Origin of the sequence: Burkholderia diffusa, assembly GCF_001718315.1 — a bacterium.
GTDB classification, from domain to species: domain Bacteria; phylum Pseudomonadota; class Gammaproteobacteria; order Burkholderiales; family Burkholderiaceae; genus Burkholderia; species Burkholderia diffusa_B.
The window spans coordinates 1,426,094-1,448,865 of record NZ_CP013363.1 but is presented as its reverse complement, the minus strand read 5'-3'; the positions used below and the strand labels follow the sequence as shown (position 1 = coordinate 1,448,865).

19 protein-coding genes are annotated in these 22,772 nt (G+C 67.6%); 12 read left to right on the top strand and 7 right to left on the bottom strand.

Going from position 1 to position 22,772, the window contains the following annotated elements; genetic code table 11:
* Nucleotides 1–128: 128 nt before the first annotated feature.
* Together WI26_RS21765 and WI26_RS21760 are read left to right on the top strand one after the other, a co-directional pair.
* Nucleotides 129–1,031, top strand: a complete 903-nt coding sequence (locus tag WI26_RS21765; RefSeq protein WP_059464702.1) for a LysR substrate-binding domain-containing protein — start codon at nt 129–131, stop codon at nt 1,029–1,031.
* A 177-nt stretch (nt 1,032–1,208) separates the two neighbouring features.
* A complete protein-coding gene (locus WI26_RS21760; RefSeq protein WP_006478890.1) occupies nt 1,209–1,529 on the top strand; it encodes a pyrimidine/purine nucleoside phosphorylase in 321 nt (106 codons plus the stop codon).
* Nucleotides 1,530–1,640: 111 nt separating this feature from the next.
* Here the strand turns inward: WI26_RS21760 and WI26_RS21755 are convergent, their stop codons facing one another.
* The 4 genes from WI26_RS21755 to WI26_RS21740 all read right to left on the bottom strand — a co-directional run bounded on the left by WI26_RS21755 (nt 1,641) and on the right by WI26_RS21740 (nt 5,992).
* Complete coding sequence (locus WI26_RS21755; protein ID WP_196480753.1) at nt 1,641–1,973, bottom strand: hypothetical protein; 333 nt, start codon at nt 1,971–1,973, stop codon at nt 1,641–1,643.
* 508 nt (nt 1,974–2,481) lie between these two features.
* Nucleotides 2,482–4,269, bottom strand: a complete 1,788-nt coding sequence (locus WI26_RS21750) for a chloride channel protein (protein ID WP_069227161.1) — start codon at nt 4,267–4,269, stop codon at nt 2,482–2,484.
* A 30-nt stretch (nt 4,270–4,299) separates the two neighbouring features.
* On the bottom strand, nt 4,300–4,713 hold the full coding sequence (locus WI26_RS21745) for a MarR family winged helix-turn-helix transcriptional regulator (RefSeq protein ID WP_059464704.1): 414 nt from the start codon (nt 4,711–4,713) through the stop codon (nt 4,300–4,302).
* A 103-nt stretch (nt 4,714–4,816) separates the two neighbouring features.
* Nucleotides 4,817–5,992, bottom strand: coding sequence for an HPP family protein (locus WI26_RS21740; protein WP_059464705.1), 1,176 nt, complete (start codon nt 5,990–5,992; stop codon nt 4,817–4,819).
* Nucleotides 5,993–6,357: 365 nt separating this feature from the next.
* On the opposite strand from WI26_RS21740, the gene WI26_RS21735 reads away from it, so the two are divergent.
* Nucleotides 6,358–7,326 (top strand): LysR family transcriptional regulator, encoded by a 969-nt coding sequence (locus WI26_RS21735; RefSeq protein ID WP_069227160.1) that lies wholly within the window; start codon nt 6,358–6,360, stop codon nt 7,324–7,326.
* A gap of 33 nt (nt 7,327–7,359) precedes the next feature.
* On the opposite strand, the gene WI26_RS21730 is transcribed toward WI26_RS21735, so the two are convergent.
* Both WI26_RS21730 and WI26_RS21725 read right to left on the bottom strand, forming a co-directional pair.
* The gene (locus WI26_RS21730) at nt 7,360–8,745 is read right to left on the bottom strand and encodes an MFS transporter (RefSeq protein ID WP_069227159.1); all 1,386 of its coding nucleotides are present in this window, start codon (nt 8,743–8,745) and stop codon (nt 7,360–7,362) included.
* A 65-nt stretch (nt 8,746–8,810) separates the two neighbouring features.
* Complete coding sequence (locus tag WI26_RS21725; protein WP_069227158.1) at nt 8,811–9,749, bottom strand: 2-hydroxyacid dehydrogenase; 939 nt, start codon at nt 9,747–9,749, stop codon at nt 8,811–8,813.
* 114 nt (nt 9,750–9,863) lie between these two features.
* On the opposite strand from WI26_RS21725, the gene WI26_RS21720 reads away from it, so the two are divergent.
* The 8 genes from WI26_RS21720 to WI26_RS21685 all read left to right on the top strand — a co-directional run bounded on the left by WI26_RS21720 (nt 9,864) and on the right by WI26_RS21685 (nt 19,428).
* Nucleotides 9,864–10,775 carry a LysR substrate-binding domain-containing protein gene (locus tag WI26_RS21720; protein WP_069227157.1) on the top strand — a complete coding sequence of 304 codons (912 nt, stop codon included), beginning with the start codon at nt 9,864–9,866 and terminating at the stop codon, nt 10,773–10,775.
* Between the two features lie 235 nt (nt 10,776–11,010).
* Nucleotides 11,011–12,039, top strand: coding sequence for a TRAP transporter substrate-binding protein (locus tag WI26_RS21715; protein WP_069227156.1), 1,029 nt, complete (start codon nt 11,011–11,013; stop codon nt 12,037–12,039).
* Between the two features lie 3 nt (nt 12,040–12,042).
* Complete coding sequence (locus WI26_RS21710) at nt 12,043–13,929, top strand: TRAP transporter large permease subunit (protein ID WP_069227155.1); 1,887 nt, start codon at nt 12,043–12,045, stop codon at nt 13,927–13,929.
* Nucleotides 13,930–13,937: 8 nt separating this feature from the next.
* Entirely contained in the window at nt 13,938–15,014 is a 1,077-nt protein-coding gene (locus WI26_RS21705; protein ID WP_059464711.1) for a LacI family DNA-binding transcriptional regulator, read from the top strand.
* Nucleotides 15,011–16,033, top strand: coding sequence for an NAD(P)-dependent oxidoreductase (locus WI26_RS21700; RefSeq protein WP_069227154.1), 1,023 nt, complete (start codon nt 15,011–15,013; stop codon nt 16,031–16,033). Before WI26_RS21705 ends, WI26_RS21700 begins: the two co-directional genes overlap by 4 nt.
* A complete protein-coding gene (locus WI26_RS21695; protein WP_069227153.1) occupies nt 16,030–16,866 on the top strand; it encodes an amidohydrolase family protein in 837 nt (278 codons plus the stop codon). Before WI26_RS21700 ends, WI26_RS21695 begins: the two co-directional genes overlap by 4 nt.
* Nucleotides 16,867–17,503: 637 nt before the next feature.
* On the top strand, nt 17,504–18,274 hold the full coding sequence (locus WI26_RS21690) for a hypothetical protein (RefSeq protein WP_069227152.1): 771 nt from the start codon (nt 17,504–17,506) through the stop codon (nt 18,272–18,274).
* A 20-nt stretch (nt 18,275–18,294) separates the two neighbouring features.
* Nucleotides 18,295–19,428, top strand: coding sequence for a LysM peptidoglycan-binding domain-containing protein (locus WI26_RS21685; RefSeq protein ID WP_069227151.1), 1,134 nt, complete (start codon nt 18,295–18,297; stop codon nt 19,426–19,428).
* Between the two features lie 107 nt (nt 19,429–19,535).
* Here the strand turns inward: WI26_RS21685 and WI26_RS21680 are convergent, their stop codons facing one another.
* Nucleotides 19,536–20,624: a calcium:proton antiporter gene (locus tag WI26_RS21680; protein WP_059464717.1), complete on the bottom strand. Its 1,089-nt coding sequence runs from the start codon at nt 20,622–20,624 to the stop codon at nt 19,536–19,538.
* Nucleotides 20,625–21,169: 545 nt separating this feature from the next.
* Between WI26_RS21680 and WI26_RS21675 the strand changes: the two genes are divergently transcribed.
* The gene (locus WI26_RS21675) at nt 21,170–22,723 is read left to right on the top strand and encodes a 3-hydroxyacyl-CoA dehydrogenase (protein WP_069227150.1); all 1,554 of its coding nucleotides are present in this window, start codon (nt 21,170–21,172) and stop codon (nt 22,721–22,723) included.
* Nucleotides 22,724–22,772 lie beyond the last annotated feature (49 nt).

Sequence of the window (22,772 nt, the reverse complement as noted above, 5' to 3'; positions counted from 1 at the left end):
TATAAATTTCTTTTGCGTACCAGAAGCTGCTAAATTGCTTTGGTGCACACCATTGGTTGCCGCTCGGGAATACCCTGAGTCAATGCGCGTGGCGGAGCACGGGTTTTCCACGAATCACGCATGCCGCCATGAAATACCATCAGCTGAAAGCGTTCGTCACCGTCGCGGACGAAGGGAGCATCCGCGCGGCCGCCCGGCGCTTGAACGTGTCGCCGGCGGCGTTGACGAAGGCGGTCAAGGAACTGGAGATCGCGCTCGGGGTATCGCTCGTCGTGCGCACCGCACGCGGCGTGCAGCTCACCGCGTTCGGCCAGCAGCTGCAGGTGCGCGCGCGATTGATCGTCGCCGAGATGCAGCGTGCGCGTGACGACATCGAGCAGGCGCAGGGCGCGATGACGGGCTCGGTCGCGGCGGCGATCACGCCGGCCGCCGCGGTGACGATCCTGCCCGACGCGTTTCGCGCGTTCCGGCGGCGCTTTCCGATGGCGCGCGTCAATCTGATCGAAGGGTTTCCAGGCGTCGCGCTGCCGCGGCTGCACGACGGCTCGCTCGATTTCGCGGTGGCCGTCGTCGTGCCCGAACTGCTGGCGGCCGAGTTCGATCACGCGGAACTCTATGCGAGCCGCTCGTTGATCGTCGCGCGCAAGGGGCATCCGCTCGCGTCGGCGACGTCGCTCGCCGATCTCGTCGAGGCCGACTGGCTGATGAATCCGTCGCCGGAAAGCTCGACGCAGGTGCTGTTCAATTTGTTCATCGCATACGGGCTGCCGGTGCCGCAGCGGGTCGTCGAATGCCCGAGCTTCGGCCTCGCGCACAGCCTGATGACGGGCTGTGACCTGATCGCGTCGATGCCCGAACAACTGCTGCAGGGCGAGTGGGCGCGCGACCAGCTCGCGGTGCTGCCGATCCGCGAGCGGCTGCCGGGCGTGTCCGTGCAGGTCGTCACGCGTCGCGATAGCCCGCTCACGCCGGCCGCGGCAATGCTGCTCGACTGTCTGCGCGATTCCGCGCGACGCAAGGGGCTCGGGTGAGCTGTTCCGTGCGGGCCATGCAACGCATCGGGTAGTGCTCCTGACTATCGATCGCACGCCTTCGGCCAGCCTCGCTCGCGGCACGCCCGCCGCGAGCCGGTATCATAGCGGCCGGCCTGCCGCCCCGGCCGGCTTCCGACAACACGCCATCCGGCATCCAGCAATCAGAGGCATCACATGACCAGTGCAACCCAATTCGACAACGTATCGGTCGTCAAGCGCGCGAACGTCTATTTCGACGGCAAGTGCGTGTCGCATACCGTGCTCTTCCCGGACGGCACGCGCAAGACGCTCGGCGTGATCCTGCCGTGCGCGCTCAACTTCGGCACGGACGCGCCCGAATTGATGGAAGTGCAGGCCGGCAAGTGCCGCGTGAAGCTCGACGGCAGCAGCGAATGGCAAACCTACGGCGCAGGCGAATCGTTCTCGGTCCCGGGCAAGAGCCGCTTCGACATCGAAGTGCTCGAGACGCTCGACTACGTCTGCAGCTACCTGTAAGCGCGCAAGCACCGGCTGCGGCGCATGCGCGCGGCAGTGCGCTGAAACGACAAGCCCCGCCGAAGCGGGGCTTGTCGCATGCGAACGGCGCGATGCCGTCCCGCGCGGTGCTTACAGGCAGGCGCTGATGTCGCCGGCGGCAGCCGCGTCGCCACGCACGCCGACCCACGTCTTTGCGCCCGGCTTCCACGACGGACGAACCATCGCGGCCGCGCCGTTCGGCGGTTGCTGGCCCGGCGCGTACACATCGGTCGCGAGGCCGTTGGCGAGAACGTTCTGCGAGATCACCTGTTGCTGCGACTTGTCGGCCCAGGTCTTGGCGATGCACGCCGAGACGTCCGGGGCGGCCTTCTGGCTTTGTCCCACATTCTGCACGGCCGGATCGGCCGCGTGAGCAGAAATTGCCACGGTCAATGCGATGAGCGGTAAGTATTTCACGTTCACGTTTTATCTCCCTCGAGTCGTGATTGATTGAGTGGGATGCGCAGCAGAACTGCGTGCCTGTGAGATTGCATCGGACAAATGCGGTTCCGGCGATTCCGAAACAAGTTGTTAACGCGCTTGCCAAACGGCAATCCGGATGCTGTGCGTTCTGTCGCGCGGCGGCATGCGTCGTGCACGTCCGTATGGAGACGCGGTGGCGACGTCATGCGTCGTGAGGTCGGCTCGCTGCCCCGAGGTGTGGCGGATTGATGGCCGCGACGGCCTGCATGTGTCGGCAGGTCGCGCCGCGACGCTTCTTTATTGGATGACGAGTGGAATGGCTGAACGGTGGCCCCGTCGCATGAGCACCATGATGACAAACTTTCGTCCGATCAATTGTCAACGAAGTTAAAACGCCGGACGCGAAGCAAAGCGAGCGGCGGCGCGCGTGGTGCGCGCCGTTTCGCGATCTCGAGCGATGCGAGGGAGAACGTGGTGCGCGGCCGCCGCGCCGTACACGCGGTATGGGTCAGCCGGCCTTGCGCACACTCGCGTCGCGCAGGTTGACGGGTACGACCGGGCGGAAGCGTTCGCGCTTCTGTTCGTCGTCGAAGTGCTGAAGCGCGGGCTTGATCAAGTCGCTGCGCGACACGATGCCGACGAGGCGCAGCGATTGCGGATTGTCGACGACGGGCAGGCGTTCAAGGCCCAGCATCGCAAGGCGCGATGCAACCACGCGGCACGTTTCGTGCGCCTGCGCGACGGCCGGCGCACGATCGGCGAACGCGCTCGCGAGCACGGCGCCGGGGCCGGCCTGTGCGCGCTGCGTGTCGAGCATTGCCCGATCGACGACACCGAGCAGGCGCCCGTTCTGCACGACCGGGTATGCACGGTGCGTCTGCTTCACGCCGAAGTACTGCGACTCGACGGCGTCGAGCGTTGTGGCGCCGTCGATCGCGACAAGCGCGTCGGCCGAGGTCATCACTTCGGCCACGTCATGCCGTTCGAGCGGATCGACGCCGTATTCGCGGTAGATGTGATACCCGCGGCGTGCGATCTTTTCCGTCATGATCGAACGCTTCATCACGACGGTTGCGAGGCCGTGCGCGACGAGCGTCGCCGCGAGCAGCGGCAGCAGCGCGTTCGCGTCGTGCGTGAGGCCGAACGCGAACACGATCGCGGTCAGCGGCGCGCCGAGCGTGGCGCCGAGCGTCGCGGCCATGCACACGAGCGGCCACAGCGCCGGATCGCCGCCGGGCAGCACCGGCGACAGCACGGTGCCGAGGCCGGCGCCGAGCATGAGCAGCGGGGCCAGCACGCCTCCCGACGTGCCGGAGCCGAGCGCGATCACCCACATCACGGCCTTCACGATCAGCAGTGCGAGCGCGATCTTCAGCGCGATGTGCTGGTGCAGCAGGTCGCCGATCACGTCGTAGCCGACGCCGAGCGCGCGCGGCTCGAGCCAGCCGCCGATGCCGATCACGATCGCGCCGAGCGCCGGCCACCACATCCAGTGCACCGGCAGCTTTGCGAAGGCGTCCTCGACGCGGTACAGCGCGGCCGACAGGCCGCACGCGAGCACGCCCGACAGCAGGCCCGCGACGATGCACGACAGCAGCGCGACGGGCGTCGGCGACGCGGTGGTCAGCGGAAACAGCGGGCCGGCACCAAAGAACACGGCGCGGGCGAAACCGGCCACCGCGCATGCGAGCGCGACCGGCAGGAAACTGCGCGGACGCCATTCGAACAGCAGCAGCTCGACCGCGAGCAGCACGGCGGCGACCGGCGTGCCGAACACGGCGGTCATGCCGGCGGCCGCGCCCGCGACGAGCAGCGTCTTGCGCTCGGCCGCGGTTACGTGCACGCATTGCGCGATCAGCGACCCGAGCGCGCCGCCCGTCATGATGATCGGGCCTTCGGCGCCGAACGGGCCGCCGCTGCCGATCACGACGCCGGACGACAGCGGCTTGAGGATCGCAACCTTCGGCGACATGCGGCTCTTGCCGAACAGGATCGCCTCGATCGCTTCCGGAATGCCGTGCCCGCGGATCTTTTCCGAACCGAAGCGGGCCATCAGCCCGACGATCAGCCCGCCGATCACCGGCACGACGATCACCCCCGCGCCGAGCGTGTTGAGGGCGGGCGAATGGTCGGCGAACGAGAACTGCTGGAAGAAGAACAGATTCGTGAACAGGTGGATCAGGCTCAACAGCACGAACGCCGCCAGCGTGCTGAGCACGCCGATTCCGGCAGCCAGCAATGCGATCCTGGGCAAGCGTTCGTTGGTCGAGAAATCGCGTTTGTGTGGTGCGTTCATCGGAGTAGGGAAAGGTCGGTAATGCCTGGGTCAGTAATCGATCTGCGGAACCTGGAACGTGCCCTTGAGCGATTTCAGTTCCGCGCGGTGCATGGCCGCGAGGCGGGCGAGCAGCGTCTCGCCGGCTTCCTCGAGGTGGACCTCGACCTGCCGTCGGTCCGCCTCGCTCGTCTTGCGCTTCACGAGCCCGAGCGCCTCGCAGCGCGTCACCAGCGCGACGACGCCGTGATGCTGCGCCTGCAGGCGTTCGGCGAGTTCCCCGACGGTGGCCCATTCGCGATGCGGGTAGCCTTTGATATGCAGCAGCAGCAGATATTGCAGCGGCGTCACGCCTTCGCTTTGCGCGGCGCGCTCCGAGAAGCGCTCGAAGCGGCGCATCTGGTAGCGGAACTCGGATAGTTGCTGGAAATCACTTTTGGTCAGCGCGCGTCGTGTATCGGTCATTGCGGTCGGTCGGGCAGCAGTTTCGGTAACGGCAAATATATCATAATGTGATATATTTGCTCGATTTTCAGCGGAAAAGCCTGAATTTTTCGGTTTGTCGGCGTTAAGCGGCCTCGAGCATCCGCGTCTGCTGGTACAGGCCCGTGACGAGATCCGTCTGCGTGATGATGCCGACGAGCCGGCGCGATGCGTCGACGACCGGGATGTGGTGGTGGCCCGAATGCGTAAACAGCGGCACCAGCGCGGTAATCGGCATGGTCTGCGGCACGGACGCGACGTCGCGGGTCATGACGGTGGCGACGCTGGGCGGCTGGCCGCCGAACGACTGCGGCAGCCGCGCAGCCAGCCGCTGCCACAGCGGGGTCGGGCGGTGCAGCTGGCGCGTGAGGTCGGCGCGCGTGACGATGCCGATCAGGCGATCGTCGCCGTCCACGACCGGCAGCGCCTTCACGCGATGACGGTCGAGCAGCGTCAGCGCCGCCGTCACCGACGTCGACGGCGCGACTTCGATCGCGTTCTTCGTCATCAGGTCGGCGCACGTGAGCTGGCCGAACGTGCGTGCATACGCCTGCATCTCGGTTTCGCGCAGGAGCATTTCGAGGTCGTCCGGATCGACGTCGAGCCATTCGCCGCGGCGCTTCAGCACCGCGTCGAGATCGGCGCGCGTGAAGCCGCCACGTGCCGGCGCGGCGCTGCCGCCTTGCGGCTTCGCGTCGGGACGCACGCCGCCGTGCGGATAGCGGTGGCCCGTCAGCGCGTGGTACGCGAGCGCGGCCGACAGCAGGATCGCCGATTGCAGCGCGATCGGCTCGACGACGAAGCCGAAGCCGAGCGAGTGGATCGCGGGGCCGCCGAGCACGGCCGTCAGCGCGACCGCGCCCGACGGCGGGTGCACGCAGCGCAGTACGAACATGCCGCCGATCGCGAGGGCAACCGCAACCGCGGCGGCCGTGATCGGATCGGCGATCGACTGCGCGCAGGCGACGCCAACGGTCGCCGCCACCAGGTTGCCGCCGATGATCGACCACGGCTGCGCGAGCGGACTCGCGGGCACCGCGAACAGCAGCACCGCCGATGCCCCCATCGGCGCGACGAGCAGCGGCACGAGGCCCGGCACGCCGGGCAGCAGCCGCATCGTGACGCCGACCGTCGCGATGCCGACGAGCGCGCCCATGCACGAGCGCATGCGCTCGCGCCAGCCGAGCGTCATCGGATGGGGAATGAAGCTGTGCAGCCATTGGCGGAACGTTCGGCGCGACGGGGAGGAGCCTGACGACATGGACGATAAGCGATGAAAATGACGACGCGGATGACGCAGCGCAAGGAAGGCGCAGATTATATCGCGTTGTGATACAAATTGTCGCGCTGCATCAATACGTTGCACGCGCGCGACGCGTCCGTCTTGCGAAAACCTTTCATCAGATGAAAGGTTGGTGGCGTCACGATCGCGCAAATTTGTCTGCGGCGGCGTACAATTCGGGCCACTCAATCCCCCGATATGCCACAACCACGCACGCGATGCCCGCTCTCCCGCCCGTTCCCCGGCATGGTGATCGCTCGCGCGTGGTTCGGGCGCACGCCCCAATTTTCGTCTGACGCGAGCGCCGCCGACGTTTCCCCACCGACACTCCCCAAGCCAATTCAATGGACATGCTCGAAAACATGCGCCTGTTCGTGCGCGTTGTCGAAGCCGGCAGTTTCACCGCGGTCGCCAAAGAAATCGATGCGACCACCGCGCAGGTGTCGCGCGCGGTGTCGAATCTCGAAGCGCACGTACAGACGCGGCTGCTGCATCGCACGACGCGTCATCTCGGCCTAACCGAAAGCGGCGAGCGCTACTTCGAGCGTGCGAAGTCGATCCTCGCCGAATTCGACTACGCGAATGCCGAGGCGCGCAACGCGCTGCTGCGACCGAGCGGCAAGATGCGCATCCATGCGATGACGGGGCTCGGGCAGAGCCATGTCGTATCGTCGATCGTGCGCTACCAGGAAGACAACCCGGACGTGTCGGTCGAGCTGACGCTCGCGCAGCGGATGCCGAACCTCGTCGAGGAAGGCTACGACGTGTCGATCGTGACCGCGTCGCAGCTGCCCGATTCCGGCTACGTCGCTCAGACTTGCGGAACGAGTTGCAGCGTGCTCGTCGCGTCGCGTGAATACCTGGCGCGGCACGGCACGCCGACGACGCCCGACGACCTGCCGAACCACGTGTGCCTGCGCCTCGATACGCCCGCATCGCCGGCCAGCGAGTGGCGGCTCGAGCGCGGCGACGACGAGGAGACGGTGTACGAGCTGCAGCCGGCGCCGTTCCAGGTCAACGTGCCGGATGCGTTGTGCGTCGCGGTGCGGGCAGGGCGCGGCATCGCGTGCGTCGCGCTGTACACCGTGCTCGACGACCTTCGCGCAGGGCGGCTGATTCGCGTGCTGCCCGAATACCGGCTGCAGACGGTCAGCGTGTATGCCGTCTATGCGACGCGCCGCTATCTCGACGCGAAGATCCGCACCTTTCTCGACCATCTGCGCACGACGCTCACGCCCGCGCTGGAGAACGACCTGCGCGAACTCGACCGGCTGGCGGTCGAGGCGACGCCGGGCAGCCGCCAGCGCGCGTGACGTCGCGATTCGCTCGGCCGGCGGCGCCGGACGTCATGCGTGCGGCGTGATCCGAATCCGTTCGAAGCGGCCGGCAAGTAACGCGTAGGCAGCGATGCCGATCAGCCCGTGTGCGGCGACGAACCACAGCGCGCCCGCGAACGAGCCCGTATGCGCGACGAAGTAGCCGATCACGAGCGGCGTGACGATTCCCGCGATGTTGCCGAGGCCGTTGAACATGCCGCCGCTCAGGCCGACCATGCGTTCCGGTGCGGTGTCGGCGAGCACGGCCCAGCCGACCGCCGCGAGCCCCTTGCCGAAGAACGCGATCGTCATCAGCGCGATCACGACCGCGTTCGACGATGCGCCATTCGCGAACACGAGCAGCGTCGCCATCGCCATCCCGACGACGAACGGCGTCTTGCGCGCGCGCGACGGATGCACGCCGCGCCGGATCAGCCAGTCCGACAGCACCCCGCCGAGCACGCCGCCGGTGAAGCCGCAGAGCGCCGGCAGCGCGGCGACCCAGCCGGCCTCCATGATCGTCATGCCGCGTCCCTTGATCAGGTAGATCGGGAACCACGTGATGAAGAAATAGGTGAGCGCCGTGATGCAGTACTGGCCGATATAGATGGCCCACAGGTTCCGGTGGCGGAGCAGCTGCGATGCGTCGCGCCACGATACGCGCTGCCGGTGCCGCACGCGATTCGCCTCCAGATCGACGAGCGCACCGTGCGCGCGCAGGTGATCGCGCTCGGCGTCGCTCATGCGCGGATGGTGATGCGGCTCGCGATACCACGCGAACCAGAACGCCGACAGCGCGATGCCGAGCAGTCCCATCCAAAGGAAGACGTGTTCCCAGCCGAGCGCGTGCGTCAGCCACGCCATCGCGGGCGCGAACAGCACGACGGCCATGTACTGCGCGGAATTGAACAGCGCCGATGCGGTGCCGCGCTCGGCCGTCGGGAACCAGCACGCGACGATCCGCGAATTGGCCGGGAACGCCGGCGATTCGACCAGGCCGAGCATGAAGCGCATCGCGAACAGCGCGAGCGTTGCGGCCGCCCCCTGCACGGCAAACCAGCCGACGGTGCCCTGCAGCATCGTGAAGACCGACCACAGCAGCAGGCTCAGGCCGTACACGCGGCGCGCGCCGAAGCGGTCGAGCAGCCAGCCGCCCGGAATCTGGCCGATCGCATAGGCCCACGCGAACGCGGAAAAGACGATGCCGAGGTGCACGGGCGTGAGCCCGAGGTCGTGCGCGACGCCGGTGCCGGCGATCGACATCGTCGCGCGATCCGCATAGTTGACGACGGTCACGGCGAAGATCAGCGCGAGGACCGAAAAACGGACGCGGCCGAGCGCGCGCGATGTGGTGGATGAACCGGGCGAGGTGGACGCCGTGGCGACGGTGGCGCTGCCGCTTGACCGATGGGGCATGCGAGTCTCCTGGCCTCCGTCGTGCGGAGGCGTGTCGTTTGATGTCGTGGTGAGGGGCGCGGCGCTCAGCCGGTAATCGTGGTCGGCGGGCGCTGGCCTGCGAAGCATGCGGCAAGGTTGGTGAGCACGATCCGGCCCATGGCGTCGCGCGTCTCGTGCGTGGCGCTTGCGCGGTGCGGCTGCACGACGACGCGCTCGAGTTCAAGCAGCGCGGCCGGCACGTGCGGTTCGTCCGCGAACACGTCGAGGCCCGCGCCGGCGATCGTGCCATCCGCGAGCGCGCGCACGAGCGCGGCTTCGTCCACGAGCTTGCCGCGCGCGACGTTGATCAGGAATCCTCTTCTGCCGAGCGCCGCCAGCACGTCGGCCGTCACGAGCACGTTGCCGTGGTCGGCCGATGCAGCTAGCACGAGCACGTCGCTGTCGCGCGCGAGCGTGACCAGGTCGGGCACGTAGCGATAGCCGCTGTCGCGATGTTCGCGCGGCCCGAAGTAGCTGACCGGCATCCGGAACGCCTGCGCGCGCTGCGCAATCGCGCGCCCGACGCGGCCGAGGCCGACGATGCCGAGCCGCTTGCCCGTCACCTGCGTCGCGAGCGGCTGCGCAGTCTTGCCCCAGCGGCCGGCGCGCACGATCCGCTCGCCGGCGCCGAGATCGCGCAACGTCATCAGGATCAGTCCCATCGCCATGTCGGCGACGTCGTCGGTCAGCACGTCGGGCGTCGTCGTCACGTGGATGCCGCGTGCGCGCGCGCGGTCGAGATCGACGGCGTCGGTGCCGATGCCGTTGATCGCGACGATTTCGAGCGCGCGCAGCCGGTCCATCAACGCGGCCGACAACCCGTTCGCACCGCCCGTGACGACGCCGCGAACGCGCGAGGCGACGCGATCGAGCAGCGCGTCGGGCTGGCCGGTTGCATACAGTCGATGCACCGCGTAGCGGGCGGACAGTTCGGCGTCGATGGCTTCGGGCAGCGGTTGGGTGAGCAGGATGTCGATGGTCATGAAAGTCTCGGTGGGCGTGCGCGGCGCGGGCCGCGCATCAGGGTGCAACCGAGTATAGGAATCGTATCGATATCGGTCTAACATCAAGAGGCTATCGATTGATTCAAGATTTGAATGATTGAACTGAACCAGCTTCGCTGCTTCGTCGCCGTCGCCGAGGAACTGCATTTCGGCCGTGCGGCCAAGCGGCTCTTCATGACGCAACCGCCGCTCAGCCGACAGATCCAGCTGCTCGAACATGCGCTTGGCATCGCGCTGCTCGAACGCAGCAGCCGGCAGGTCAGGCTGACTGCGGCCGGCGAGCGCTTCTTGCGCGATGCACGGCACATCCTCGAATTTTCCGCGCGCGCCGAGCAGGCCGCGCAGCGCGTCGCGCACGGCGGGGCCGGCCGCATTACGCTCGGCTTCACGGCCGTCAGCGCGTACCGGATGATTCCGGAACTGCTCGCGCATGCGGCGCACGCGCTGCCGGACGTCGACGTCGAACTGCGCGAAATGGTATCGACCGTGCAGATCGACGCGCTGGCGTCGCGCATGCTCGATGCGGGCTTCGTGCGTCAGCGCGCGGCGCGCCATCCGCTCGAATATCGGCTCGTGCAGCGCGAGCCGATGCTCGTCGCGGTCGCGCAGGGCACGCCGCTGGCCGCGTACGAGCGGATCGGCCCGGACGAGCTGGACCGGCAGCCGTTCATCGCGTATTCGCCGAACGAGGGCAAGTACTTCCACGACATGATCTCCGGGATGTTCGCCAGCGCGGGTCGCTTGCCGAACTACCTGCATTACGTCGGGCAGACGCATACGATCCTCGGCCTGGTGCGCGCCGGGCTCGGTGCCGCGCTGGTGCCGGCTTCGGCGCGCGAGCTGCATGTCGACGGCGTGGTGTTCCGTCCGCTCGCGGGCGTGGACGTCGCGGCAGAGCTGTATCTCGCGTGGCGCGCGGACAACGACAATCCGGCATTGCCGGTTTTCAACGCGATGGTCGGGCAGTTTCTGACGGAAGGGGCGGACGGCTGCGTCGCCCAGTAAAAGTCAGTTGTCTGATGATATGCGCCGGCGTGCTTCGGCGCACACCGCGGGCGCGAACGATCAAAGCTGATCGTCGAAGCACCCCTTTTCAACGCGAAATCACGCCCGTTATTCCCTGTTTTTGCTCCCGTCGCGGGAAAACCCTCATTTTTCACTCATCGGTCGTCGTATTACTGTATCGATACACTAAATCGATACAGTCGTGCCGGAGCGCACGATTGGAAAGGAGACGGCCATGACTACCTTCACCCGGCGGCGCTTTCTTCAAACGGCGTCCGCCGCCACGCTCGCGGTCGCGGGCGGCTTGCCGGAGATCGGGCGCGCGGCGCAGACCGTGACGCTGCGCTGCTCGTCGTCGATGCCGGCCGACCAGAACGCCGCGCACTACGTGTGGTACGAGCGCCTCGCGGCGAACCTGAAGGCGAGCGTCGGCGACGCGATTCGGGTCGACTACTTTCCGAACAGCCAGCTCGGCAAGGAGAGCGACGTCGCGCAGCAGGTGAAGATCGGCGCGATCGACATGATGATCGCGGGCTCGTCGATCTGGGCCACGGTCGCGCCGGAACTCGGCATGCTCGATCTCGGCTACCTGTTCGACAGCTACGCGCACGTCGCGAAGGTGCTCGACGGCCAGGTCGGCACCAGCCTGAACGCACTGCTGCAAAAGCGCGCGGGCTGCTCCGTGCTGACGTGGGGCTCGCACTTCGGCGGGCGCTGCGTGTTCACGAAGCAGCCGGTGACGGCGCTGCAGGGCGTGAAGGGCACGAAGCTGCGCGTGTTGCCGACGCCGGCATTCATGGACACCTTCAAGGTGATGGGCGCGGTGCCGACGCCGATTCCGTTCGGCGAGCTCTACATGGCCGTGCAGACGGGCGTGGTCGACGGACTCGAGCACGATCCGGCCACTGTGCTCGCCAGCCGCTTCGACGAGATCGTCAAGTCGTGCTGGCAATCGCATCACGTATTCGCGGCGATGACCGTCGTGATGGGGCGGCGCGCGCTCGAGCGGATTCCGGCGAACCTGCGCCCGGCGTTCGACCGCGCGGTGGCCGACGCGACCGCGCAGCAGCGCGCGATCGCGACAGAGAAGGCCGCGCAGGCGGAGGCGGCGCTGAAGCAGCGCGGGATGGCGTTTCATCCGATGGCGGATGCCGAGCGCGCGGCGCTGCGGCAAGCGATGCACGACCGCCTGTACACGGCGTTCGCGAAGCAGTATCCGGCTACCGCGCCGCTGTTTCCGGCGATCGCCGCCGCGCGGGGCTGAGCGATGGAAACCGGTTCCGTTTCGAGCGCCGTGCCCGCCGTCGCCGCAGGCCGTCCCGTGCGCGCCATCGCCCGCGCGCTGGATGCGACGATGCGCTGGATCGAATACGTGTCGGCCGCCGTGCTGGCCGTCGACGTGCTGGTCGTATTCGTGTCGGTCGTCTTCCGCTATTTCCTGCACGATCCGGTCGACTGGGCCGAGGAGGTCGCGAGCGCGCTGATGATCGTGCTCGTGTTCTTCGGCGCGGCGACGGTGCTCGGCCGCAGCCAGCACGTCGGCATCGATCTGTTCCGCGGCTGGCTGCCGGCACGCTGGCAGGGCGCGCTGGTGCAGACCGGGCACTGGATCGTCGCGGCGGTGTCGCTGAACCTGCTGGCATCGTCGTGGCAGTTGCTCGGCGACTCGTACGATCAGTTGACGACGGACGGCCTGCCGGGCTGGATCAACGTGTATCCGATGATGTTCGGCGCGCTGTTCATGAGCGTGTTCGCGCTCGCGAACGCGCTGAACGCGCCGCGCCGCCGCGTGCTCGGCACGCTCGCCTGCTGCGCGGTGCTCGCGGGCGCCGTGTATGGCTGGAACGCGCTGCGGCCCGAGCACGCGATCGCACCGGGGGCGCTGCTGATCGCCGGCTTCGTCGGCGGACTCGTGCTGGGCGTGCCGATCGGCTTCGTGCTCGCGTTCTCGGCGCTGCTGTATTTCCTCGCCGATCCGACGCTGCCGTTGCTCGTCTACTCGCAGCAGGTGATGGCCGGCGCCGATCACTTCGTGCTGCTCGCCGTGCCGTTCTTCGTGCTGGCCGGCTTGCTGATGGAGTCGAACGGGATGTCCGCGCGGCTCGTCGAATTGTTGCTGCGGATCTTCGGGCGCGTGCGCGGCGGGCTCGGACTGATCGTGATCTTCGCGACGGCGTGTTTTTCCGGCGTGTCGGGTTCGAAGCTGGCCGACATCGCGGCGGTGGGCGGCGTCGTGATGCCTGCCGTGCGCCGCGCGCGGCAGGATCCCGACGAAACCGCGGCGCTGCTCGCGTGCAGCGCGGTGATGGCCGAGACGATCCCGCCGTGCGTGAACATGATCATCATGGGCTTCGTCGCGAACATTTCGATCGCGGGGCTGTTCGTCGCGGGGATCGTGCCGGCGGCCGTGCTCGCCGCGTCGCTGGCGGTCGTGACCGTGATCTGCGGGCGCCGGATCGACGTCGACGCGGTGTTCGTCGAGCGCCGCGCGTGGCTGCCGCTCGCGGGCGGGGCGCTCGTCGCGCTGATCATGGTCGCGATGATCGGCAAGGGCGTGACCTCGGGCATCGCGACGTCGACGGAAGTGTCGGCATTCGCGGTGATCTATGCGCTCGTGGTCGGCTGGATGGTGTTCCGCGAGCTGACCTGGCGCTCGGTCGGCCGCGTATTCGTCCGTGCGGCGTCGATGGCGAGCGGCATCCTGTTCATCGTCGCGGCGGCATCGAGCGTGTCGTTCGCGCTGTCGATCGAACAGATTCCCGCGCTCGTCTCGGGCACAATGACCGCGTTTGCCCATCAGTACGGCTCGACGGCGTTCCTGTTGCTGGCGGCGCTCCTGATGATCGTGTTCGGCGCCGTGCTCGAAGGCGCGCCCGCGCTGATCATCTTCGGGCCGCTGCTCGCGCCGATCGCGCTGCAGCTCGGCATCAACCCGCTGCATTTCGGCACGGTCGTGGTCGTGGCGATGGGGCTCGGATTGTTCGCGCCGCCCGTCGGGCTGGGGCTGTTCACGACTTGCGCGATCACGGGGACCGAGGTCACGCGCGTGGCCCGGCCGATGGTGAAATACCTGCTGGTGCTGTCGGTCGCCCTCGTGGCGCTGATCTTCGCACCTGCGTTTTCGTTGTGGCTGCCGGCCCATTTCGGCCTGTAGCCCGTTCAATGCAAGACGACATGAGTACGATTCAGGACGTGGCCCGTCATGCGGCCGTTTCGGTCAGCACGGTTTCGAACGTGCTCAACGGCCGCACCGATCAGATGAAGCCGGAGACGCTCGAACGCGTGAAGGCGTCGATGGATGCGCTTCAGTACCGGCCGAGCACGCTCGCGCGCCAGCTCAAGACGGGGCAGACGCCGCTCGTCGGGCTGCTGGTGCCGTCGATGGCGAATCCGATGTACGGCTACATCGCGCGCGAGATCGAGGCTTGCGCGCAGGAGCAGTACGGCCATCGCGTGCTGATCGGCAATACGTACCGCGACGCGGGCAAGGAGGCGTCGTTCTTCGACGACCTGTTCGCGCACGGTGTACGGCGTGTGATCGTGATCTCGTCGCTTGCCGACGAAAGCCACCTCGAACGCGCGGCCGAACGCGGGATGACGGTCGTCAGCTACGACCGCCGCGCGACGCCCGGCGCGCAATCGAAGGTCGATCACGTGACGGCCGACAACGAGGCGGCCGCGCGGCTCGCCACGGGCTGCCTTGTCGCCGCGGGTCATACGCGACTCGCGTTCGCGACGGTGGCCGGCGTCACCGTAAGCCGCAGCGACAAGATTCGCGGCTTTCTCGCGGCAGCGCGCGATGCGGGCGCCGATGCGCAAGTGCTGGACGGCGGTCCGGCGAACGAATATGGCGATGCGGTCATCGTCGAGGTCGGGCGCGCGCTGGGCGCTGCGCTCGCGACCGATCCCGCGCGGCCGACCGGTATCGTCGCGGTCAACGACCTGTTCGCGCTGGGCCTGATGGCCGGGCTGCGCGACGGCGGACTGCGCGTGCCGGACGATGTGTCGGTCGTCGGGATGGATGGTCACTTCCTGTCGGCGATTTCGTGGCCGGCGCTGACCACGGTGCAGCTGCCCGTCACCGACATGGCCGCGGAGATGGTGCGGCGTGTGATGCGGCACGACGGCGAACCGTCGGAGCCCGGGCAGTGCGTATTCCCGGGCGTCACGCTCGTCGAGCGCGCGTCGGTCGCGCCGCCGCCGCCACGTGCGGTCGAATCGAATGGAGCCCCGGCATGACGCGCGTCTACGTGACCCATCCGTCCGGGATGCTCGATTACTACTTCGGTGCGAAGGCGCTGCATGCGCTGCGGGCGATCGCGGACGTCACGTGCAATCCGCTCGACCGTGAACTCGGCACGGACGAGCTGATCGCCGCCGCTCAAGGATGCGACGCGATGATCGCGTACCGGCAGACGCCGGCGCCGCGCGCGCTGTTCGCGGGGCTGCCCGCGCTCGCCGCGTTCCTGCGCTGCGCGGTCGACATTCGCACCGTCGACGTCGACGCGGCGAGCGAATTCGGCGTGCTGGTCACGCAGGCCAGCCCCGGTTTCGGGCCGGCCGTCGCGGAGTGGGTGATCGGCGCGATGATCGAACTCGCGCGCGGTATCGGCGCCTATGCCGGTGCGTACCACCGTGGCACGCCGCCGCTGCCGCGAATGGGGCGCGAATTGCGCGGCAGCACGCTGGGCGTGGTCGGCTACGGACAGATCGCGCGCCATCTCGCGCCGATCGCGACGACGTTCGGGATGCGCGTGCTCGCGTGCGATCCTTATGTGCGGATCAACACGCCGTTGATCGAGCAGGTCGACCGCGCGACCTTGTTGCGCGATGCGGACTTCGTCGTATGCCTCGCGCCGGCGACGCCTGCCACCGCGAACCTGTTCGATGCTGGCGCGTTTGCCGCGATGAAGCCGGGTGCGTGCTTCATCAATGCGTCGCGCGGCGAACTCGTCGACGAGCAGGCGCTGGCCGACGCGCTCGACGGCGGCCGGCTGGCCGGTTGCGCGCTCGATGTCGGACGCGCGACGGACCAGATGCCGACGCCCGAACTCGCCGCGCATCCGTGCGTGATCGCCACGCCGCACATCGGCGGACTGACGCGGCCGGCGGTCGAGCACCAGGCGCTGGAGACGGTCGAACAACTCGCCGCGCTGCTCGATGCATGCGTGCCGAACGGTGCGGTCAACGCCGCGCACGCGACGCGGCTTGCACGCTGGCGGTCGGCCGATGCATCGGCCGCACCGGACGCACGATGACGCACGATCGGGCCGGTAGACGCGCGTCGCCCGCGTGCGATTGCCATATTCATGTTTACGACGATGCGTATCCGCTCGCGCCGACGGCGACGTTCCGTCCGCCGCATGCGCCGGTGGACGCGTATCGCCGCGTGCAACGGGCGCTCCACCTCGCGCGCGTGATCGTCGTGCAGCCGACCGGTTACGGGTTCGACAACCGCTGCACGCTCGATGCGCTGGCCGCGCTCGGCCCGCAGGCGCGTGGCGTCGCGACGCTGCCGGTCGACGTGGCGGACGCCGAACTCGAGCGACTGCACGCAGCGGGCATCCGCGGTGTGCGCTTCATGACGTTGTCGGGCGGCGTCGCTCGATGGGACGAGCTCGAGCGGATGGCCGCGCGCATCGCGCCGCTCGGCTGGCACATCGACCTGCAGCTCGATGGCCGGACGTTGTCCGATGTCGAATCGATGCTGACGTCGTTGCCGGCGCGTGTCGTCATCGACCACACGGGCAAGTTCCTGACGCCGGTTGCGCCGGACGCGCCGGCGTTCGTCGCATTGCGGCGCCTGCTCGATCGCGGCCACGTCTGGGTGAAGCTGTCCGCGCCTTACGAGACTTCGCGATCCGGTGCGCCCGGTTACGACGACGTCGCACGCCTTGCCACCGTGCTCGCGCGCGAGCATTCGACACGCTGCGTGTGGGGCAGCAACTGGCCGCATCCGAACGCGTCGCCGGTGCCTGACGATGCGCACCTGCTTGGCTGGTTGCACGCCTGCGCGGGTGACGAGGCGGTAAGCCGCACGATGCTGGTCGACAATCCGGCCGTGCTGTACGGGTTCGATGCGGAGACGTAACGCCCTGTCCGCCGGCCGGCCGCGCGCCGCGTTTCGACGACAAGCAATCCTGACCGAGCGCGACGAGTCGCTGCGTCGGCAACATCCTTACTGTTCGGAAAGCTGACGCACCGCGCACGCTTTCGATCGCGCAACGGCAACGCATCGCTTCGACCGCTTGACGCTGCATGCCGGTCGGCGCACGATACGTGCGTGCATTTGGAGCGGGACGCGCTGGCCGCGCGTTCCCGCATCGGCGACGCGCACAAGAACAACGATGAGCCTTCACGCACTCGTACCGGAATCCCGGCGCCGCAGCCACCGGCCCGCCGGAATCACGATCTTCCCGACGCTCGTCGCGTCACGTATCCGTCATCCCGTTTCGTACCGTGCATCGGTACACTTTCCCGTCCGCGCGCCGTCCGCGACGACGAGCTGTGCCGATCGGCGCCGCCGCGTCGCGGGCCAGCCTGCCGCGCCAGAATACCGTATCGTGCATGACGCTTACACCGGCGCCTCGTGACGCCGCCGCCACGCGATCGAGCATCGCGCCGTCGCCCGTCCCGCGCGCGCGACGGCACCGGAGTCCGAAGCATTTCGATTGAGCATGACGCAGCTTACGCACGCAGTTCAGTTCGAGGTTCAAGGAGAAAAACTCATGTCGCAGCTTTCGAATGAAGCAAACGGCAGTTCGGGGAGTGGCAAGGCAAAGCTGATCAAATGGGCGATCATCATCGCCGGCGTCGCGGTCGCGGCACCGGCCGCGCTGTTCATCCTGAAGGGGATGATCGCGCTGATCACGGCGGCCGTGATCGGCGTCGGGGCGATCTATTTCGCGCCGGTCGTCGCGATGAAGTTCGCGAACCAGAAGGTGAAGATGATCGTCGAGGAAGCGCAGTCGAATCCGGTCGAGACGCTCATCAACCAGCTCGCGGAAAAGCGCCAGGCGGCGCAGAAATTCGCGGACAGCATCACCGCGTTTCGCACCGAAGTGAAGAACTTCGGGGACAAGACCGAACTGTTCGAGAAGCAGTATCCGGATGATGCGCCACGCTTTCGCGCGCAGCTCGATACGATGAAGCAGCTGCTCGCGTTTCGCGAAAGCCGCTACAAGCAGGTCCAGGCGGAACTGAAGAATTTCGCGTCCGCGATCGACCGCGCGAAGGCGATGTGGGACATGTCGCAGGCGGCGCAGCACATGAATAAGCTCGCCGGCCGGCAGACGGCCGATACGTTCGAGCAGATCAAGACCGACGTGGCCGTCGATTCGGTGATGCGCTCGGTGAACAAGGCATTCTCCGAAATGGAAACGTCGCTGCTGGACAACCCCGAGGTCAAGCAGGCGCAACAGCAGGCGGTCATGAATGGCACCCCCGTTCCCGGCCCCGATGCGGCACAGGCCGCTGCATTGCCGTCGAAACAACAATAACTTCCTGCAGGCACGCAACCATGAAAAAACTTCTCGGTGCAGTCGTGTTTCTTGCGGTGCTCGTCGGTGTATGGATCGTCCACCAGGGTGGCCTGTCGACACTGATTCCCGCGCACGATGCGTCGCCCGGCGCGACGTCCGCGCAGGCGGGCGACGCGGGCCAGCCCCCGCAGCCGTCGACGTCGGGCAATGTGCTGCCGGCCGGCTTCACGCCGCAAGCGAGCACGCTGAAGTCGATCGCCGAAAACGGCGTCGTGCGCGTCTCGGTGCAGAACCCGAGCGAGCCGTTCTTCGGCGAGGACAAGGGCGCGCCGCACGGCTTCAACGTCGAATTCGCGCGGCTGCTGTTCTCGGATCCGTCGTTCTCGCACGGCGGCAAGCCGGTCGTGGTCGATACGCGCCACGAAGTCGATACGTATCCGGGCGTGCCGAAGCAGCTGCTCGACACCGATGCGAAGGGAAACCATGTCGTCGACGTCGCGATGGACGGGCTGACGTTCCCGGACAACACGCCGGCGGGCGTCGTCTACTCGGTGCCGTACGTCGATGATTTCGGTTACTCGCTGATCGTGCGGCAAGGCTCCGCGATTCGCTCGGCCGACGATCTGGCAGGCAAGACGATCGGCATCCTGAAAGGCGACCCGGACGTGCGCGCGTTCGTCACGCGCCAGTATCCGAACGTGCGGTTCGTCGAGATCGACGATTCCGACCCGGCGTTCATCGCGAAGAGCCTCGACGGCCATGCGGTCGACGCGTTCGTCTACGACTATCCGTTCGCGGTCAGCTCGATCAAGGGCACCGACCTGAAGTTCGCGGTGACCAAGCTCGAAGGCTCGAACATCGCGTACAAGATCGGCGTGCGTGCCGACGACCAGGACCTGCTGATCTACCTGAACGCCGCGATCGCGAAGCTCAAGCAGTCGCCGCAGTATCTGGACCTGCTGCGCAAGTACTTCGTCAGCGACCAGACGATGACGACCGCGGCCGCGTCGGGCGAAAAGACGTATGTGGTGAAGGCGGGCGACACACTGAACATGATCGCGGCGAGCAAGCTCGGCAGCGGGCAGCGCTATCGCGAGATCCAGCGCCGCAACAATCTCGCGAATCCGAATCTGATCCTGGCCGGCCAGCATCTCGTGATTCCGGTCCGGTAGGCGCGGCGTGAAGTGAAGAAGGTGAAGCGAAGAAGTTGACGCGGGGAAGGTGAAGCATGGCGCGCGGCACGGCGGATCGTTTTCGCCGTGCCGCGCGCCGCTTTGCATCAGTGGGTGATCGACAGGAACAGGTAAGCCGCGAACAGCGACAGGTGCACGACACCGTGCAGCACCGTCGTGCGTCCCTGGCTGAGCGTCAGCGTGCTGACCAGCAGCGTCAGCGACAGCAGCACGGTTTCCATCGCGCCGATGCCGAGCGTGAGCGGCTGGCCGACCCAGATGAACACGGCCGCGACGGTCGGAATCGTGAGCCCGATGCTCGCGAGCGCCGAACCGAGCGCGAGGTTCATGCTGGTCTGCAGGCGATTCGCGCGCGCGGCGGTGACGGCCGCGAGCCCTTCGGGCAGCAGCACGAGCGCGGCGATCACGATGCCGACCGCGGCTTCGGGCGCGCCGAGTTTCATTACCGCATGCTCGACGGCCGGCGACAGCAGCTTCGCGAGCAGCACGACCGCGACGAGGCTCGCGAAGAGCAGCACCAGGCTGATCAGCGCGGTGCGGCCGCTCGGCGGCGCCGCGTGCACCGATTCGTTCGCGCTGTCATGTTCGGTGAGGAAGTAGTCGCGGTGGCGCACGGTCTGCACGAATACGAATGCGCCGTACAGCACGAGCGACGATACGCCGGCGAACGCAAGCTGCGATTTCGAAAAGAACGGGCCCGGCGCTGCGTTCAGGTAATTCGGCATCACGAGCGACAGCACCGACAGCGACGCGAGCACCGCAAGCGCCTTGCTCGCGCCGCGCCCCTGGAAATCCTGCTCGCCGTGCCTCCACGCACCGACCAGCAGGCAGAGGCCGACGATGCCGTTGCAGATGATCATGACGGCGGCGAACACGGTGTCGCGCGCGAGGCCCGATTTCTCGGGGCCTGCGCCGAGCATCACCGACACGATCAGCGCGACTTCGATGACGGTCACGGCGACCGCGAGCACGAGCGTGCCGAACGGCTCGCCGACGCGATGCGCGACGACTTCGGCATGGTGGACGGCGGCGAACACGGCGCCGGCGAGCGCGGCGGCGAACAGGGCGATGACGAGGCCTTCGGCCGGCACGACGCGCGACAGCGCGAGTACCAGCCATGCGGCAAGCGGGGCCCAGAGGGTCCAGCGCGGGAGCTGGTTGGACGAGAGCGGCATGGACGGTTTCCTATGCGAGTGGCGGCGCGCGACGCGCCGTCACGGGTTGACGAAGCCCGGCCGGATGATCCGCCGAACGTGGACGATAAAGCTGATGCACGGCAGCACGGAACTGTGCTGCCCCGGGTTCGCCGCCGTGAGGCGGCGAGGGGCGCGGGCGGGCCGGGGGCCCGTCGCTGGATGAAACGGTTCGATGCGACCGAATGCCGAAGGCGAGGCGCTTGCACGTGATGACAGGCGTGCCGGCAGTGCTGAACCGACCCCGAAAGGGCGCGGACGATGGACGGCGACGGCGTGACACGCGGTTTCCCCTGAAATCCGGCGAATTGTCGAATTTTATCAGGCGTTCGGGGGACACTATCTCATATTCGAACGCTTTCATTGACCTTTCGGTTTACAAAAAGTGCCCCAATTCTTGGATTTTTTGCTTTTACAGTTTCTGCAACGGTCTCTTGCACGATAAATTCGGGCTCGCCCTGACATAAATCTACCGACCGGTCGGTTTATAATCGCTCGCACTTCCATTTCATGACGGATCGCAAGCGATGGCTGTTTCTTCTGCACATTCGGTGAATTCGGGCGCGCTGGCGCCGTCGGCGGTCGTCGGCGTGATTGGTGCCGGCGCGATGGGCGCGGGCATCGCGCAGGTAGCGGCGGCGGCCGGCCATGCGGTGCTGCTGTACGACCTGAACGAAGCCGCGTGCGACAAGGCGCTTGCCGGCATCCGCGCGCAGTTCGCGCGGCTCGCCGAGAAGGGCCGTCTTGAGCCGGCGCAGGCCGACGCGGCCGGCAGCCGGATTCGTGCGGTGCGCGCGCTGGCCGAGTTCGCCGGTGCGGCGCTGATCGTCGAGGCGGCGGCCGAGCGGCTCGACGTGAAGCGCGAGATTTTCGCGACGCTCGAGCGCCATGTCGACGATCGCTGCATGCTGGCGACCAACACGTCGTCGATCTCGATCACGTCCATCGCGGCCGGGCTGCGCGCGCCGCAGCGCGTGGCCGGCCTGCATTTCTTCAATCCGGCGCCGCTGATGGCGCTCGTCGAAGTGGTCAGCGGGCTCGCGACCGCGCCGGAAGTCGCGCAAGCGCTGTACGACACGGCCGTCGCGTGGGGCAAGCTGCCGGTGCTGGCGAAATCGACGCCCGGCTTCATCGTGAACCGCGTCGCGCGGCCGTATTACGCGGAGGCGCTGCGCGTGCTCAACGAGCAGGGCGGCACGCCGGCCTCGATCGATGCGGTGATGCGCGAAGCCGGCGGCTTCCGGATGGGGCCGTTCGAGCTGATGGACCTGATCGGCCACGACGTGAACTTCGCGGTGACCGAGTCGGTGTTTCGCGCGTACTTCAATGATCCGCGCTACACGCCGTCGCTGATCCAGCAGGAACTCGTGAACGCAGGCTTCCTCGGACGCAAGTCGGGGCGCGGCTTCTATTCCTATGCCGACGGCGCGGCGCCGCCCGCGCCCGAGCTTGAAGCGCCACGAGAGACGCCGGCCGACGTGGCGCTGTTCACGCAGGACGGCCCGGCCGCCGCGCTGCATGCGCGTGTCGCGGAACGCGTCGCGGGCGCGCGGCAGAAGGGTGCGCATGTCGACGAACTGCTGGCCGTGGCCGGCCGCGCGTCGATCGCGCTGACCGACGGCCGCACCGCGACCGCGCGCGCGGCGCAAACGGGCGTGGCCGACCTCGTGCTCGTCGACCTCGCGCGCGACTACGCGCAGGCCGGGCTCGTCGCGCTCACGCGCGCGTTGCAGTGCAGCGATGCCGCCTATGCGGACGCGGTCGGCCTGTTCCAGCAGGCGGGTTTCCGCGTCGTCGGCCTGGCCGACGTGCCGGGCATGATCGCGATGCGCACCGTCGCGATGCTCGCGAACGAAGCGGCCGACACGGTGAACCAGGGCGTCTGCTCGCCCGCCGATCTCGATCTCGCGATGGAGAAGGGCGTGAACTACCCATGCGGCCCGCTCGCGTGGGCCGATGCGATCGGCATCGGTCGCGTGCATCGCGTGCTGACGAATCTTGCGGCGAGCTACGGCGAGGACCGCTATCGCGTGTCGCCGCGCATCGCCGCGCTGCACGCGGCCGGCCGCACGTTCCGCTAGCCGCCGGCGCCCTTACCCCGATCACGATAACGACATCACTCCATTGGAG

Coding starts and splice junctions, on each gene's coding strand:
- WI26_RS21765 (WP_059464702.1), top strand. CDS start 129: ATGAAATACCATCAGCTGAAAGCGTTCGTCACCGTCGCGGACGAAGGG.
- WI26_RS21705 (WP_059464711.1), top strand. CDS start 13,938: ATGCAAGACGACATGAGTACGATTCAGGACGTGGCCCGTCATGCGGCC.
- WI26_RS21695 (WP_069227153.1), top strand. CDS start 16,030: ATGACGCACGATCGGGCCGGTAGACGCGCGTCGCCCGCGTGCGATTGC.
- WI26_RS21760 (WP_006478890.1), top strand. CDS start 1,209: ATGACCAGTGCAACCCAATTCGACAACGTATCGGTCGTCAAGCGCGCG.
- WI26_RS21750 (WP_069227161.1), bottom strand. CDS start 4,269: ATGAACGCACCACACAAACGCGATTTCTCGACCAACGAACGCTTGCCC.
- WI26_RS21730 (WP_069227159.1), bottom strand. CDS start 8,745: ATGCCCCATCGGTCAAGCGGCAGCGCCACCGTCGCCACGGCGTCCACC.
- WI26_RS21715 (WP_069227156.1), top strand. CDS start 11,011: ATGACTACCTTCACCCGGCGGCGCTTTCTTCAAACGGCGTCCGCCGCC.
- WI26_RS21680 (WP_059464717.1), bottom strand. CDS start 20,624: ATGCCGCTCTCGTCCAACCAGCTCCCGCGCTGGACCCTCTGGGCCCCG.
- WI26_RS21735 (WP_069227160.1), top strand. CDS start 6,358: ATGGACATGCTCGAAAACATGCGCCTGTTCGTGCGCGTTGTCGAAGCC.
- WI26_RS21685 (WP_069227151.1), top strand. CDS start 18,295: ATGAAAAAACTTCTCGGTGCAGTCGTGTTTCTTGCGGTGCTCGTCGGT.
- WI26_RS21745 (WP_059464704.1), bottom strand. CDS start 4,713: ATGACCGATACACGACGCGCGCTGACCAAAAGTGATTTCCAGCAACTA.
- WI26_RS21700 (WP_069227154.1), top strand. CDS start 15,011: ATGACGCGCGTCTACGTGACCCATCCGTCCGGGATGCTCGATTACTAC.
- WI26_RS21720 (WP_069227157.1), top strand. CDS start 9,864: ATGATTGAACTGAACCAGCTTCGCTGCTTCGTCGCCGTCGCCGAGGAA.
- WI26_RS21740 (WP_059464705.1), bottom strand. CDS start 5,992: ATGTCGTCAGGCTCCTCCCCGTCGCGCCGAACGTTCCGCCAATGGCTG.
- WI26_RS21675 (WP_069227150.1), top strand. CDS start 21,170: ATGGCTGTTTCTTCTGCACATTCGGTGAATTCGGGCGCGCTGGCGCCG.
- WI26_RS21725 (WP_069227158.1), bottom strand. CDS start 9,749: ATGACCATCGACATCCTGCTCACCCAACCGCTGCCCGAAGCCATCGAC.
- WI26_RS21710 (WP_069227155.1), top strand. CDS start 12,043: ATGGAAACCGGTTCCGTTTCGAGCGCCGTGCCCGCCGTCGCCGCAGGC.
- WI26_RS21690 (WP_069227152.1), top strand. CDS start 17,504: ATGTCGCAGCTTTCGAATGAAGCAAACGGCAGTTCGGGGAGTGGCAAG.